Raw genomic sequence first — 16,509 nt, 5'->3', positions numbered from 1 at the left:
AATACATCCTGTTCGTCAGCCGTATCTTTCACTCGGTTAAAGCTCTTAGTACGAATTATAGGCTTACTTGATTCAGGATCAGTTCCAATGACCAATCTTAGTTGTAAGATTGAATCATAAGGTATTACTAATACTGGCATTTTGACACCTCCTTTCGATTTTACTTGTGGGCTGTCATTGCTGGTAAAAAGTTTTGGTAGATAAATAAAGCAATATTTTGTCGTTGGTATTTAGTATTAGTAAAGAATGCTAAGTGATGAAGAATTATATTGCCACTAAAGAGAAAAATACATTTTGTAATGATGAAGAATAACATTATTCTCAAATCATTAATTATGAATTCCTTTATTCTTATTCACAAAATGCTAACGGCCAACAGTAATGACTAATTTGGTAATCCCATTCCCTTCTATCCAATTCTTATTCTTTCACTAAAAACCGAAAACTAATTACTGAGACTGAAATAATAGTTTTTATGTTTCTATAAGGTAAAAGCAGAAAAGAAGATAAAATACAAAAGGTAGGGAATTATTTTTTGAAATTTTTATGTAGTAATTTTACTAAGGGGTTCTAAAGGAGAATCATATATTTATTAGATTAACTAATTGTGTTTTTAGGGTATATTCTAAACCTGCTGTGAAACAATGCAGTTTTTACCCCTCTTTTTTGCTTGGTATTGTAATTGATCAAGTCTATTGGTAAAACTATTGACAGTATCTTGCTCTATAAGAGAGGTAACTCCAAAGCTACAGGTGATTTTAGCAACAGGTGAAAAATCAGTATTATTGAGATAGTTTTGAATACGTTTTGCCAGTTGAATTGCTGTATTCTGGAAAGTATTGGGGAGTAAAACAATAAATTCCTCTCCTCCCCAGCGGTAAAGCTGGTCATTTGCTCTAATTATACCTTTGATAAGAGAGCTGAGTTTTATCAGCACCTGGTCTCCTATAAGATGTCCGTATTCATCATTAATTTCTTTAAAATTATCCAGATCAAACATAATACCAGATAAAGAAAGTTCATATCTTCGTGCACGTATTATTTCTTTCTCTAAATCCTGATCATATTTCATTCTGTTGTAACTACCAGTTAGAGTATCAGTAGTAGATAACCTTTCTAAGGCTCGAGTATTCTGAAATTGAGCTCTCTGAAGTTGGTTAATAAGCCTTGCAGCAAAGGCACAAAATAGGAAAATTACCAATGTAAAAGTAATAAGACCAGCAGAAGAGCTTGACAAAGAAATAATTTTTCTTATTGCTGCAATATAGAAAAAACCGGAAGTTAAGAAAATTGATAGAAATACTTTATTGACGAAGCTATTGGGCAGTATTAAAAAAATAGCCAGAATAAAAACAATAAGTCCTTGCTGGTGAATTACTATATTAGGCTGTTCATAAGAGATGAATAAAGCCCATAAAAAAATTATGCCGATTGATTCATAGATAGTTGAGAAGAGGTAAAGAAAAGACTTCATATAGGGTAGGTGGAGATAATAGAGAACCGAAACTAAGAGAAAGAGAATCCTGATTAAAAAAATAATAATTAAATGATTTATATCTTTAATAAGGAAATAGTCCGGTATAAAAAATAATAGAAATAGAAAACCAAAGGTCAGTATATATCGGCGAGAATAACTAATAGTTTCCTGTAACATATAAGAATGAAAATCATACTCTAATACTGAATCTTTAAATTCACCAGTTAGGTTGGAAAAATTTTTAATGGTTTGTTTTAATGTTTCCATTTTTTTAGAATATCCTGTTTGTTTTAAAAGTCAAACATTACATGTTTTTTATTTCATTTCTGTTTTCTATAAACTATAGCAGATCATCTTGCTATGATTTATTGTTATTAAGAAAATAATTCATAAAATTACGATGCTTTAAAGTATTTATAATTTATATAAGAATAAGTTTAAAAAAGCAAGCTATTTTTATAATTAAAGACTTCTTGTCTTTATTTGGATGAATATTAAAAATATTAATCAATAACAGATTTATTAGATTGTACATCTACGTGAATAGTAGTTTCTACTGACAGTTCTGAGTTAATTTTCTCTTCCAGCTGCGTTGCTATCTGATGTGCTTTTCCCAGTTTCATTTCCCCGGGTAGCATAATATGGAAGGTCAATTCGCTATGATGACCATATTTATGCAGGTGGATATGATGTAATTGAACATCACGAGAGGTATTACTCTTCACCAACTCTTCCAGTTGTTTTAGAAAGGATTCCTCTGGCTTTTCACCGATTAAGGAACTGATAGCATCTTTTAAAATATAGTAAGCGATTCTGGCTATAATAAGTGAGATAATGGTACCTATTACTCCGTCTACCCACCAGAAATAGGGATTAAGAAAAATACCAAAAATAACCATTAAAGAAGCCAGAGCATCACTTCGGTGATGCCATCCATCTGCAATCAGGGAATCGGATTTAATTTGTTTTCCAGTATTTATAGATAGTCTTGCCAGAAATTCCTTTATAATCAGGGAAATTATAAAGATAAGCAGAGCAGTCTGGTTATATTGCACTGATTGGTGTTGCCAGAGTCGGATGACTGATTCTACCAGGAATTTATAAGCTACGAGAGCTAGTATGAGGGCAATAATCAAGGAAGAAATAACTTCTGTTCTTCCATGGCCAAAAGGGTGTTTATAATCAGGTGGTTTGCTGGACATCTTAAATCCGATCAGAACCAAAATAGAAGTCAGAGAATCGGAAAGGCTATGCCAAGCTTCAGCTACTATGGCTATAGATGAAATTTGCACACCAATCCAATACTTAAAAATAACCAAAAGCGTATTAATTATCAGGGAAATGGTCACTACCAGTATTCCCTTTCTGATATTTTGATTAATTTGTTCTGTCAATATATTCTCCTCATATAGAATAGAAGAAATTTTCTTTTTTATTATGAATTAATAATATTTTATTAACTACAGCACTAAAATGCAAAATATTATTCTATTCACTCCACTCTATGAGAACATTGGAATCAAACAGTAATCCTCTACCTGGAATTACCTTTAATAGCTTTTCTTTTGGGTAATTATTAGCTAAATTTAGACTATTTTTATTTTTCTCCTGGATGACCTTCTGCATATTGTTTCTCAATTTTGCCAGATGATACCAAAGACGATGATAGGTAGCATCCTCATCAGCAGGCCATAGGGTATCAATAATCTGCTCATAAAGCACCACCTTGCCCTTATTTTTAGCTAAAAGCAGGATAAGCTGGAAGCTTATTTTGTTTACTGTTATCTCTTCTCCCAGAAAAAAAATTCGGTCAGGTCGATTCAGGTTAATAGCTATGGCTGTCTTTAATTTATTTTTTATCGATTTCTGATAATTTCTATTAAATTGTTGTTGTTGATTCTGTCTATTCTTATAGTCCAGAAGAGGATCTGGTTTACTTATCTTACCAAAGAACTCTGATTTTGAATCTGACTTTAAAGTAAGATTTTTCTTTATTTTTTGAATTAACAAATCTGGCAGAAGCAACTGTAATTGATTTTCAGATAGTTCTCTGAGGCAGTTCTCATTATTGTATCCTTCTTGTACTAATCTCTGAATATAACCACGGGTCAATCCCGGTATCTGCAGCCTGGCCAGAGCAAGACCTTCCGGTTCAACTCCGCTTATTAATCTGGCCGAAAGTTGTTTAATTTTTTCTAAATCATCCGGCCTTTCTTCTTTCCAGCCTTCTTTCTGAGCAATGGCAGCTAAGGTATCAGCCAACCAGGAAAATCCTTCTCCTATCTTCTGGATACAGCCTCCTAAAATACCATAATCTTCCTCCATATCTTTCAGTTCTTTGCCGGTAATCCAGTCGTACATCAGGAGGGTATTTTTGATTGCCAGGTAATTATTAACCCCATTTTTAAAGTTTTGTTTACTGTTCTGGAGAAGATTGATATTTAAATTATTCTGGAAAATTGTCTTACCATCCTCTTGCTGTTCAAAAATCAGATTTAACATGCGCAGACGTAAATATTCTTTCCATTTATGTATCGGAGATTTTTTGTTCTTAGCTATTCTTTTCCCCCTTCCGGGATAATCGATAAAATAACTGGCACCGTCATTGCTGGTGGCAATCAAGAAGAGGATTTCCAGTTCACTGCTATCTTCTTTCTGGTTTTGACTAATCCATTTTAAAAAGTGGATATAGGTCTGAAAAGAGATACCCCTGGAGGTTACTAACTGTCCCAGTTCAGTAATTTGGTAATCTTTTCCGGTAGGCATAGCAATTAATCCAAATGCTATTAGTTGTTTTAGATTGGCAATAATATCTGATTCACTGTACTTTTGAGAAAATTGGTAAAGCCAGAAAGCCTGACCTCTGGCATATTTACCTGTTTGCAACATCTGATAAATGTCTTCTAAAGACTGACCTTCTAAGGCAATCCTGTATAGTAGAAAGGTTAGAATATCCTGCTGAATTATAACCGGATTTTCTTTTGCTATTTCCGGGAAGGAAGGATTAATAATGGCAAGATTAGTAATATCTGTTTCTGCCGGATAGTGATTATCATTAATCACATTTTCTCGAATTTGAATATTATCATTATTTTGCTTTTGCTTATTCACCTGCTGAATAGCAGGATAATAAGATAGATATAATATTGATAAATCTTTAGGAGATTCCCGGAAATAGAGCCTCTGATATGCAGTAAGCTCAATAAGGGAAGGAGCTAAAAAAATAATACGACCGAAAGAATTGCCAGATTTTAATCTACCTGCTCTGCCACCCATATTTTCCACTTCGGAAAAGGTTAAGGCTTTTTTGTAGTAATTAGAAAGACCACTGCTGCTGTTTTGATTAGAAATAATCTTCTGTCCGGTTAATATGACATTATTTACCGGCAGGTTGACTCCCATAGCCAGGGTACTGGTAGCACATACAATTTTTAGTTCACCAAGGCGAACCGCTTCTTCAATAGCGCGACGTTCCTGCCAGGAGAGGTCAGCACAATGATAGCTAATCCCATTTTGGAAAAGATTCATTAACTCTTCCTTTGAAGTGGAATCTTCTAAAGCCTGTAGCTGGGCCATAGCTGTTCGGGCAGGATTTAAGCAGAACTGAGTTTTCAGCCAACCGCTCCATAAACGGACTTCATTCTTGGTAGAAAAAAAGATCAGGCTTGATTCATTCTGATTAATCAGAAATTGCAGGGTAGCTTTAAGATAGCTGGCTAAATTACATTCCTGAACATCTTCTTCGGGAAAGAAAATTTCTTCTCCAATCATTTTGCTATTATGCTCTATGTATCTATAGATACCATTCCTAACAATACCTTTACGCAGTTCTATCGGTCTATAGGTAGAAAGAAGCAATAGAGCATCGAGCCAGGAAGTTAAATGAAATAGATATTCAGTAAAGGCAGAAAGGGCAATAATTCTAATGTCAGGATAATTATTCTTAAGATAATTAAAACTGCTCTCCAGTCTTGGACCACGTTGCCGATCATTAATTAACTGAATTTCATCAGCAATTATTAAGGAAACATTGCTAATACATTCGGGGTATTGCAGGAGTAGATAATAAAATTTTTCATAGACGATAATAGCAATATGAAAATTACCTTTAATAATATCCTGGTCATCATGACGATGATCACGGGAGGAAAGCTTAACGTTCAATCCGATTGAGTGATAGAGTTGTACGAAATGCTGATATTTTTCTTCGGCTAGAATACGTAGAGGGACTAATAATATCACTTTTTTCTGGAAAGCTATTTCCTGCAAAGCTGCCATCTCACCTACTAATGTCTTACCTGAAGAACTGGGGGAGATAACTAATAGGTTTTCGGGTCTTTTTCGGTCTCTAGTTGACTGTTGGTATAAAGATTGGTTATCAGGCTGCAGGAGATTAAACTGTCGTACTGCTTTTTCTTGTACTGGCAGCAAAGAGTTAGAGTAATGTTCCTTCCAGATATTGATCATATAATGGGGAATACCAAAATATTCCAGCTGATCAATCTTCATATTTTCTTGCATTTTTTACTGCCCCAAACTACCTACAAATCTCAATAAATTCATTATTTTACAAAATGACAAATCTTAGCCGAAACAATTAATTGTTTAACTATAGTTACGTTTATCATTGGAATAAATTTTAAAATTAAGTTGTAGCTCTCCTTAATCCTATTTAATTAGTTATAAGTTTTAAATTGACTGTTATTAGATTCTTGTTTTATTTAATCCGCAAGGATAATATTTTATATTAATGTTCATAAGCGAACATTTGTTTACTATTCGATTATAAAATATTTATCCTAAAAAATCAAAAAAAATTTTTAGATTACTGTTGACAATATCTTTTTTCATGTTAAAATAGAGAAAGTTTGAAAATTGAAAAAGCGAACCAACCAACCAACAAATAACTTTTTCATTTTTAGACCTCCTAACTAAAGAAAATGCCACCCCAAAAGGGTGGCTTTTCTTTTTATAGCGATATTAAATTTTTAATTCTGTTTGATTCTTTCTCACAAGACTAACAGCCAATAATCATCCCACTACTAATCAGGACCCTTAGAAACTTTTTGATTGACTCGTGACTTTTTTCTCTCCGCCACAGAACAGACTTTTCTTTTAACTTTTAGACCAATGTTTGATTAGATAAGAATATATCTGGTAATGTGCTATATTTTATAGTAAAATATTAAAACTTACTAAGCCTGTATGATATATATATTGGTAATTAGTAAAAAGAATATGGGGATATAGCTCAGTTGGGAGAGCGCTGCGTTCGCATCGCAGAGGTCAGGGGTTCGAATCCCCTTATCTCCACCACATCTTTTCATTTAAACACAGAGAATCGTTGTACTAGCTCAATCACTTGGAAACTTTTTTCAACTTCGCATATCTCATAAGGAATCATATAGCCTAATCTCCCATGTCTTCTAAAGTGTTATGGTCAACTAAGAAATTGCCCAAATTGTAGATGGGATCACAGGCAGGATCAAATGAATTAGGATAGAAGAATTCCTTATTATTGATATGATGGGCTTGAAAGAGATTTATCACTTATGGAAAGGAACCAGACGAAGTCTTCTTTAGAATCTTTTTATGTTCAACCAGAATAGGTCTCCGCCTCTTGATGATAAGCTTCTAGTTAAACTTCATACTTTAATACCTCTTTTGGTAGTGGAATTACATCAAAAAAGTTACCTAAATATTGAGCATGAACAACACCATCCCAAACCGATTATGGAAAAACTGGATTTAAAAAAGGGAGATATAGTCTCTTTTGAGCTCAGGGATAATGAAATTGTTTTAAAGCTGGTTGTTATTATTGATAAGAGTCAAGCCTGGTTCTGGAGTAATAAATAGCTGAAAGAGGAGAAGGAAGCTGAAGTGGTTTTATAGTATAATAAAATAATAAAAGAAGGAGGAGTGAAAAATGAAGAATAATAAGATAATTATATTTTGCCTGGTCATGTTTGTTGTGGTATCTATTGCGGGCACTGTTCAAGCACAATGGACTGCAGAGGAAACTAAGATTGAACGAAGTATAGCCGTATTGGAGGAAATGGCTATTCGAAAGGAAGAAGGTAGAGCTTTCAAACAATTGCTAGGAATGGCAGAAGGCATAGTTGTCTATCCTAGACTGGTAAATATAGGATGGGGTGTTGGAGTTATGTTTGGGGATGGCGTTGTTCTGAGAATAGATAGAAATAGCAATGAATGGTATGGACCTGCTTTTATTGAAGTTAAAACAGCTTCTGTAGGTCTACAGGCAGGAATACAGGAAATTACTCTGGTCTTGGTATTGATGGATTCAGAGGGAGTCAATGTTTTTAAAAAGACTGATTTTGAAATAGGTGCAGACATAAGAATTGCACCGGGACCTTTAGGTGATTCACTGCAGGCAAGTGTATCACTTAATGATTCTATCTATTCTTATTCTTATAGTGAAGGCATCTATGCTGGTTTTTCTCTGGCTGGTTCAGTTATTCATGCTGATTCAAAGGCCAACCGGAATTTTTATGGCGGAAATATTACAGCTGAAGAGATTTTAAATACAAAGAAAGTAAATAATGAAGTTGCTTTAAAAATGATTCAAACAATTAATAGGATTAACATAAAGGAATAATATATCATAGTAAACTCATGAGTAAAGGTTTCCACTTTGAGATAACTTGTATTTCTTCCATGTGTCTTTCTCTAAAACTATGACTACGAATTAAAAATTATCCTACTTTCAACTATTTACTACATAAAGGAATAAGATTGCTTGTGGTCATATTATCTTGCAATAACGAAAAAAAGGAAAGCTCGTTACGCTAATGTTTTTATAGTATAATAGGAAAAATGAATAAATCGGAGAAAAATAATGAAATATGATTTTGATTTGATATGTATAGGATTAGGCCCGGCAGGGATGGCAGTATCGGCTATGGGCTCAGAAATGGGTTTAAAAGTATGCGGCATTGAAAAGAACAAAATTGGCGGAGAGTGCATGAACGTGGGCTGTATTCCAAGTAAGTCTCTACTCAGGATTGCAAAATATCGACATTCCTTCATTAAATTACAGGAGATGGGCTTAGCAGAAGGATCTATAGCTGGGGTAAAAAGCCCTTTTGAGAAGATTAATGAATATCTGGATTATATTGCTGAAGAAAAAAATATGAAGATGTTTGATAAGGTAACTCTTATTTTGGGTGAAGGGGAGGCAAGTTTTACTGATCCCTATACAGTGAAGGTTGGAGAAAGAAACATTACTGCCAGAAGAATATTTATTGCCACCGGTGCCGAACCCATGATTCCTCCTATTAAGGGCATATCAGATGTTGATATCCTGACCAATCAGAATATCTTCAATTTATCCGATTTTCCGGAAAGTATGACTATAATCGGTGGAGGAGCTATTGGCTGTGAGATGGCACAGGCCTTTAATCGCTTAGGGACTAAATGCATCATTGTCCAGATGGATGATTTTTTAATACCGAACGGGGAAAAAGCTATCGGGGATTACCTGGAAGAAATTTTTAAAAAAGAAGACATTGAAGTTTATAATTCCAGAAAAATAACTGAAATTAAAAAAGAATACGGCAGCACAAAACTCTTAACCGAAGATGGACTTAGCCTTTCTTCGGAAAAACTCCTGGTAGCTGCTGGCAAGCGATTTGATTTTAGTTCCCTGAAGCTGGAAAATGCCGGAGTGGAATATGGAAAAGCCGGGATAAAGGTAGATGATAAATACAGGACAACCAGGAGGCATATTTATGCTGTAGGTGATTGCAATGGAGAGAATCTATTGACTCATGCAGCAATGCACCAGGGAATGTTTGCCATTATGAATGCAGTGAGTCCCGGGAGAGTGTTTAGATATAGAAAATATGTCATTCCGTGGACTGTCTTTACTGAACCGCAGGTCTCTATGGTAGGGATGAAAGAGGAAGAATTAAAGGAAAAAGGCATTAAATACCAGGTATATACCGCTAAATATGAGAATTACGGTGCTGCCATTGCCGAGAATGTCAGAGAGGGATATGTAAAGGTATTGGCCAATGGTTGGGGAAGGGTTTTCGGTGCAATTATTGTTGGTGATGGTTCAGGAGAAATGATAAATGAATGGGCACTGATTATCCAGAAAAAAATTCGATTATTTAGCATACTATTCCTGGCACATTCCTTTCCCACAATGGGATTTTTAACAAAAAGAATTGCCGAACAATGGATGATGGCAAAAATGAAGAGTAATGTTATGAAAAATCTATTAAGGTTTTGTTACCGTAAACTGTGATTAGAGATTGGAACTTATTTTAAGTTTAAAGATTCTAGTTTAAGATTTTTGCTTACAGTTTATAGTTCCATTCTAGGAAAGTAAAAGCGGATGGTATCACTTTAACAATATTCATTTACATTTTAAATTAGGAATAAGAGCAGAAAAGGTAATGAATAGTAAGAGTATAATTAATAGAATTAAGGAAACATTAAAGGATAATGTTGATGATAAGACTAAAATAAATGCACAACGTTTTTTTAAAGAACAAGTCAAAGTTTATGGCGTTAAAACATCAGTATGTAGCAAAATAGCGGATCAGTTCTGGTCAGAAGTGAAAATATTACAAAAAGATGAGATATTTAAGTTGTGTGAATTTTTTTTAGCTTCAGATTACTGCGAAGAAGCTTATATTGCCAGTTCCTGGCTTCCCCGTATATCCGAACAGTTTGAACGGGATGACTGGGTAATATTTCAGGATTGGATGGAAAAATATATTAACAACTGGGCAAAGTGTGACACCTTTTGTAATCATACCCTGGGAGATTTCTTGATGAGGTTTCCGGAATTTATAGTTAAATTAAAAGAATGGACTTTTTCCGAGAATCGCTGGGTAAAAAGAGCAGCAGCTGTGTGCCTGATTATACCAGCCAGACGAGGATATTTTTTAAATGATATCTTTGATATCTGTGACCAGTTATTGCTTGATCAGGACGATATGGTGCAGAAAGGATATGGATGGTTACTTAAAGCGACCAGTGAGATGTATCAAAAAGAGGTTTTTGATTATGTTCAGCAGAATAAGACAAAGATGCCACGGACTGCATTGAGATATGCCATTGAAAAGATGCCAGAGGAACTGAGAAAAGAAGCAATGAAAAAGTAGGAAAATAAAAAACTAAAAACCAGCAAAACAAGAACTGCAAAAAAGAAAAATTTGTTAAAATTATTGAAAATAATACTAAAAAGACGAGCTTTGTGGAATAATAATAATAGGTGATATTGCTGAATAATTTTACTAACATGAATATTTCCTTATACCCCCTTTTATTATTGACATTAATCTATGCAGTGGAGTGAGTATGGAAGATCAAGAAAAGAAATCTACCTCAAAAAGAAAGATACAAAAATACCCACATGAAGAAGTTAGAACAAATGAAGAAAGATTTCGTAATTTAACTGAAATGCTGCCAGGAATAGTGGTTGAATCTGATATTGAAGGAAATATAACCTTTATCAATAAAAAAGGTATTGAGATGCTGGATTACACAGCTGAAGAATTAAAGAAAAAGACTATCTGGCATTTACTTAACATACCAGGGCATGGAAACAGTAAGAGTAATGCTCAAAAATTACTGCTAAAAAAAATGAAATATCCTCAAGAATATTATTTAATTCGAAAAGATCAATCCTTGCTTCCTGTTGAGATTCATAGTTCATCTATTAGGAATTATAAAGGCGAGCTTATTGGTTTTCATGCTATCCTACTGGATATAACCGCTCGTAAGGAATATGAAGATAAAATTAAATATCTTAGTTTTCATGATAAATTAACTGGACTTTATAACCGTGCTTATTTTGAAGAAGAATTACAAAGATTGAATCATAGTCGCAATCTACCTATTAGCATTATTATTGGTGATGTTAATAATTTAAAGATCATTAATGATACTTTTGGTCATCAACATGGTGATCAACTTCTATTTAAGATTGCAACAGTTCTGCGTTCATGTTTTAGAAAGAGCGATATAATCAGTCGATGGGGTGGAGACGAATTTAGTGTTATTCTGCCACATACTTCCAGGGAAAAAGGGATTGACATTATCAATCGAATAAAAAAAGTATGTCAGAAAAAAAGTACTCTAACCTTACCTCTCAGTATCTCAATAGGAATTGCTACCAAAGAACATATCTCAGAAAATATCAATGCAGTGCTAAGGGAAGCGGAAAGCGAAATGTATCGCTATAAAATACTCGATAGACAGACAACTGAGAGTGTTATGATTGCTTCTCTGGAGAAAGCTTTACAACAAAAGAAATATGAATCAGCAAAATACCGCCATAACTTTATTGAGTGTGCCATTAAATTTGGTAAGTTTTTAAAATTAGGAAAGAAAGAAATAAATAGCTTAAAGTTACTAGCTACAATTTGTGATATAGGAAAGATCACAGTAAGTGAAGAAATTATTCTTAAGAAAGGTTGGTTGAGCAAAGAGGAGTGGGAAGAGATTAGAAAGCACCCGGAGATTGGTTATAGGATTGCTAGATCAACTCCAGAACTTATTAATATAGCCAATGCTATTTTATACCACCATGAATTCTGGAATGGTCAGGGCTATCCTCACCAGCTAAAAGGAGAGGATATCCCACTTCTTTCCAGGGTTATTCATATTGTTAATGCCTACCAGGCAATGATCCATGAACGTCCTTATCGTCAGGCTATGAAGAAAGAGGATGCTATTAAAGAATTAAAAAGGGGGCAGGGAAGTCAGTTTGATCCCGAATTGACCGAGAAATTTGTTTCCATGGTAACGCTTTCTGAAAATTAAATCCTTTCTCCTTATTGACCTTTTTCTTCTAAAATCAGACACCTCGTTTCAATTAGAATTTTCTACCACATTTAAAAAAACAGACTTACTCATTCTTACTCAATCATTGAATTTTTTTCTTGACTGACCATTGACAAGGATAGGGAGTTGTGTTATAAATTAAAAAGACTGACGGTCAGTCTATAAATTAGAGAATCATATAAATCAAATGGAGGCCTTAGGTCGTGTGAGGAAGGTTAAGAAACATCATGAACGGAAAAAGGAATACCTAGAGGCTGCTCGAAAGCTCTTCTTTACTAAGGGCTATGAACAAACCCCTGTGGAGGCTATTATTAAAGAAGTTGGCCTTTCCAAAGGCAGTTTTTATTATTATTTTAAATCAAAAAAAGATTTACTTGATGAACTAACTAAAGAGTTAAGTCTACAGATAATAACCAAGATTGAAGAAATAGTTGGTAGGGATGATTTAGACGCCATTTCTAAACTAAATAAATCCTTTTCTGAAGCAGCCGCAATAAAATTCGAAAACATTCAATTAATAAAGACCCTGTTAAAGGTTTTATGTGATGAAAAAAATGTCTACTTTCGATATAAGATATATCAAAAAAATACTGATATAATTGCACCTGAGTTCTATAAAATTGTTCAACAAGGAATAAAAGAAGAAATTTTCAATACACCCTATCCACTTGAATCGTCCAGGATGATTTTTGAATTAGCCAATGCGCTTACTGAAAGAATTGCTAAATTGATATTGGAGGTTAATGAAAAACCTGAAAATTTTCAAAAACTGCAAAGAGAATATGATAATTATCAGCTTGCTATTGAAAGGATTCTTGGGACTAAAGAAGGAGCAATCAATTTTATCAATGATAATCTGTTAAAAAGTTTTATTGATAAAATAACATGCTGATTATGCTGACTATATAAAATTAAATCAATTAATAATTGATGATACTTGATTTATAAAATAACATGGTTAAAGGATAGATATGTTCAGTATTCGTTTAGGCTTAAGAAATTTAACACGACAGAAAAGAAGAAATATTGCGACTATCTTTATCATTGCCTTTGCCTTTTTTGTTTATCTTTTTGTAGAATCAATGATGGATGGCCTGACCAATATGTCTTTTGATAATATCAGAAATTTTGAGACCGGAGATATTCAGATTGCCCATCCTGATTACTGGGAAGAAAGAGAAGAGATGCCCCTGGAAAATTTGATTCATTGGAATAATGAATTAGAAGAAACTATCAGACAAACTCAAGGTGTCACGGGTGTATCCCCTGAGTTACAATTCTTTGCCAATTTAAATAACGGCATCGACGAAATGGGTGTCATCGGTATGGGTATTGTCCCGGAAGATTATAATCAAGTCTTTGAGACCCAGGCTTATTTTACAGAAGGGTCTATGTCAGCCTTAAGTGAAAATAAAGCTGTAATAGGTGACCGGTTGGCAAAACTGATGGATTTAAAGATGCATGATTATATCATTCTACTGGTCAGGACTCAAGAGGATACCTTTAATACCATTGATGTGGAGATCGGGGGCATTATCCGAACACTCAATCCTTTGGTGAACAGCGGAACAGTCTTATTATCCCTGGAATCTGTTCAAAAAGCTTTAAATACAGATCATCTGGTAGCCACCGTTTCTATTAAAGCATCCCCGGGTAAAGAGGAAAAAGTTTTACAAACAGTAAATCAAAATTTCCAGGAAGAAAATTTTTCCCTGAAGGCTTATTCCTGGCAGGAGTCAGCTCAAAGTTTAATCAATTATAGTAAAATGGAAAAACAGGCAGTTGCTGCCATCATGTCCATTGTTTTATTGATTGGCATGGTAGGCATCATCAACAATATTGTTCTTTCTTCACTGGAGAGAAAATCGGAGATCGGCATGATGAAAGCGCTGGGCATGCGAGAGTGGGAAATTGTCTTTGTCTTTATGGTAGAGGCAATCGGAATTGGACTATTAGGTGGTCTGATGGGCTGTCTCATGGGCTTCATCGGTGTAAGCTGGCTGGTAAATCAGGGAATCAGTTTTGTGGCATTGTATGGAGAGATAGCTGAGTGGGCACAATTTGGCATACCAATTATGGATAAAATTTATGGGGTTTGGAATTATGCAACATTTGGTTATATCTTTTTCCTGGGGACTCTGGTTGCGATATTGTCTAGCATCATACCGGCTTATTGGGCAGCAAAAAAGGACCCGGTAGAAGCTATCTACCGTCGGTAGAAACATCATTGTATTCAAAAGTTTGGGAAAATAGAAAAAGATTCATGAATAAAAGAGTGCATACGCTAAGGAGGTAAGAGGAATGCCTTTATTGGAACTGAAAAAGGTAAAAAAGGTTTACCGGCAGGGTAAAATTGAAGTGCCGGCTTTAAGGGGAGTCGATATGGTGGTAGAGGAAGGGGAATTTACGACTATATTTGGTCCGTCAGGATCGGGTAAGACAACACTTTTAAATATGATAGGCTGTCTGGATACCCCAACAGAAGGCGAGATTCATCTCAATGGCAACAGAATCAGCGACCTTTCCAAGAAAGATCTTGCTATGACCCGGCGCCATAATATCGGTTTTATTTTTCAAAGCTATAACCTGATACCTGTTTTAACAGCTTTTGAAAATGTGGAGTTTGCCATCAGACTTATCGGAAGACTGTCGGAAAAAGAGATGAGAGAAAAAGTGTTGAAGATGCTTGAAGAGGTTGGGCTGAAAGGTAAAGAGAACCGCAAGCCGGGAGAATTGTCCGGTGGAGAAAAGCAGAGGGTCGCTATTGCCAGGGCTTTGGTAAAAAAATCTAAGATTATCCTGGCTGATGAACCGACTGCTAATCTGGATTCGGAAACTGCCCAGGAGGTCATTAAAAATATGACCAAGATGAATCAAGAGCTGGGGACCACTTTTATCTTTTCAACACATGACCCGCAAATCATGGAATATGCCCGCAGGTTTATTAATCTGAAAGACGGAATGATTTCTTCTGATAAGAGGAAGGATTAAAAAATGTTCAGCATTCGTCTGGGATTAAAGAATTTATCTCGCCAAAAGAGAAGAAACTTCATTACTATCTTTGTCATAGCCTTTTCCTTTTTTGGTTATCTTTTTACGGAATCGATCATGAATGGTTTGGAAGAGATGTCCTTTGAAAATATTCGAAATTTTGAAACAGGGGATATCCAGATTGCCCATCCGGATTACTGGGAAGAAAGAGATGAATTAACCCTGAAGGATTTGATCAGCTGGGATGATGGGTTACGCGAAATGATCAGTCAAACTCCAGGGGTAACCGGAATTTCTCCCGAGCTGAGATTTTCTGCCAATTTAAATAACGGCATCGATGAGATGGGTATTATCGGATTGGGAATTGTTCCGGAAGATTATAATCAGGTATTTCAAACTCAGGATTTCTTTATCGAAGGTTCCATGTCTGCCTTAGGTGAAAATAAAGCTGTCATCGGTGAGAAATTGGCAGAACTGATGGATTTAAAATTGGATGATTACATCATTTTGCTGGTAAGAACAAAAGAGGACACCTTTAATACGATCGATATAGAGATCGGTGGTATTATCCGCACACTCAATCCCATGATGAACAGCAGAACAGTTTTACTTCCCTTGAGCACGGTTCAACAGTCTTTAAACGTAGAAAACAGTGTAACGATGATTTCTCTGAAAACCACCCCTATGATTGAAGAGAATATCATTCAGCCTTTGGAAGACAACTTTCAGGAAAAAGAACTACCGATACGTGCTTATTCCTGGCGGGAATTAGCTGCAAATGTCATTGCTTTAAGTACCACCAAGAAAAGTGGTATCGGTGCAATCATGTCTGTAGTCCTGCTCATCGGTATGGTGGGTATTGTAAATAATATTATTCTCTCCGGATTAGAAAGAACTTCCGAGATCGGCATGATGAAGGCCTTGGGCATGAAGGAATGGGAGATCGTCTTTGTCTTTATGATAGAAGCCCTGGGTATCGGAGTGCTGGGAGGATTAGCCGGATGTCTGCTGGGATATATTGGTGTCAGGTGGTTAGTACGCAATGGATTTTATATCGCATCTTTTGGTGACTGGTCTCAATACGGTATCCCTATTGTAGACCGGATTTACGGTGTATGGAATACCCAGGCTTTTGCCTATATCTTTATGCTGGGTGTCGTAGTGGCGATATTATCCAGTATATTACCGGCTTATTGGGCAGCCCATAAAGATCCGGTAGA

The 16,509-nt window shown here is 35.2% G+C and carries 13 protein-coding genes and 1 tRNA gene; 10 read left to right on the top strand and 4 right to left on the bottom strand.

Annotation, left to right across the window (positions count from 1 at the left end; genetic code table 11):
- From PHD84_09165 to PHD84_09150, 4 genes are all read right to left on the bottom strand, one after another.
- On the bottom strand, positions 1 to 140 hold a 140-nt coding region (locus PHD84_09165), incomplete at its 3' end, for a DUF1659 domain-containing protein (protein MDD5637965.1).
- A gap of 485 nt (positions 141 to 625) precedes the next feature.
- Positions 626 to 1,744: a GGDEF domain-containing protein gene (locus PHD84_09160; protein ID MDD5637964.1), complete on the bottom strand. Its 1,119-nt coding sequence runs from the start codon at positions 1,742 to 1,744 to the stop codon at positions 626 to 628.
- Between the two features lie 236 nt (positions 1,745 to 1,980).
- Complete coding sequence (locus tag PHD84_09155) at positions 1,981 to 2,871, bottom strand: cation diffusion facilitator family transporter (GenBank protein ID MDD5637963.1); 891 nt, start codon at positions 2,869 to 2,871, stop codon at positions 1,981 to 1,983.
- A gap of 94 nt (positions 2,872 to 2,965) precedes the next feature.
- Entirely contained in the window at positions 2,966 to 5,998 is a 3,033-nt protein-coding gene (locus PHD84_09150) for a DEAD/DEAH box helicase (GenBank protein ID MDD5637962.1), read from the bottom strand.
- Positions 5,999 to 6,717: 719 nt separating this feature from the next.
- Here PHD84_09150 and PHD84_09145 point away from each other — a divergent pair.
- The 10 genes from PHD84_09145 to PHD84_09100 form a co-directional block, all read left to right on the top strand.
- A tRNA-Ala gene (locus PHD84_09145) sits at positions 6,718 to 6,793 on the top strand.
- Positions 6,794 to 7,069: 276 nt separating this feature from the next.
- Positions 7,070 to 7,333 carry an AbrB/MazE/SpoVT family DNA-binding domain-containing protein gene (locus PHD84_09140; protein ID MDD5637961.1) on the top strand — a complete coding sequence of 88 codons (264 nt, stop codon included), beginning with the start codon at positions 7,070 to 7,072 and terminating at the stop codon, positions 7,331 to 7,333.
- A 70-nt stretch (positions 7,334 to 7,403) separates the two neighbouring features.
- Positions 7,404 to 8,096, top strand: a complete 693-nt coding sequence (locus PHD84_09135; GenBank protein MDD5637960.1) for a lipid-binding SYLF domain-containing protein — start codon at positions 7,404 to 7,406, stop codon at positions 8,094 to 8,096.
- A gap of 240 nt (positions 8,097 to 8,336) precedes the next feature.
- The gene (locus tag PHD84_09130) at positions 8,337 to 9,749 is read left to right on the top strand and encodes an NAD(P)/FAD-dependent oxidoreductase (GenBank protein ID MDD5637959.1); all 1,413 of its coding nucleotides are present in this window, start codon (positions 8,337 to 8,339) and stop codon (positions 9,747 to 9,749) included.
- A gap of 151 nt (positions 9,750 to 9,900) precedes the next feature.
- Complete coding sequence (locus PHD84_09125) at positions 9,901 to 10,614, top strand: DNA alkylation repair protein (GenBank protein MDD5637958.1); 714 nt, start codon at positions 9,901 to 9,903, stop codon at positions 10,612 to 10,614.
- Positions 10,615 to 10,810: 196 nt separating this feature from the next.
- Complete coding sequence (locus tag PHD84_09120; protein MDD5637957.1) at positions 10,811 to 12,277, top strand: diguanylate cyclase; 1,467 nt, start codon at positions 10,811 to 10,813, stop codon at positions 12,275 to 12,277.
- A 226-nt stretch (positions 12,278 to 12,503) separates the two neighbouring features.
- Positions 12,504 to 13,190: a TetR/AcrR family transcriptional regulator gene (locus PHD84_09115; GenBank protein ID MDD5637956.1), complete on the top strand. Its 687-nt coding sequence runs from the start codon at positions 12,504 to 12,506 to the stop codon at positions 13,188 to 13,190.
- Positions 13,191 to 13,269: 79 nt separating this feature from the next.
- Positions 13,270 to 14,517 (top strand): FtsX-like permease family protein, encoded by a 1,248-nt coding sequence (locus PHD84_09110; protein MDD5637955.1) that lies wholly within the window; start codon positions 13,270 to 13,272, stop codon positions 14,515 to 14,517.
- 82 nt (positions 14,518 to 14,599) lie between these two features.
- Complete coding sequence (locus tag PHD84_09105; GenBank protein MDD5637954.1) at positions 14,600 to 15,289, top strand: ABC transporter ATP-binding protein; 690 nt, start codon at positions 14,600 to 14,602, stop codon at positions 15,287 to 15,289.
- Between the two features lie 3 nt (positions 15,290 to 15,292).
- Positions 15,293 to 16,509 (top strand): FtsX-like permease family protein (locus tag PHD84_09100; GenBank protein MDD5637953.1); only part of this gene is annotated, 1,217 nt, incomplete at its 3' end.

The organism is Atribacterota bacterium, assembly GCA_028717805.1.
Classification (GTDB): domain Bacteria; phylum Atribacterota; class Phoenicimicrobiia; order Phoenicimicrobiales; family Stramentimicrobiaceae; genus Stramentimicrobium.
This window is presented reverse-complemented; position numbering and strand designations above follow the sequence as displayed.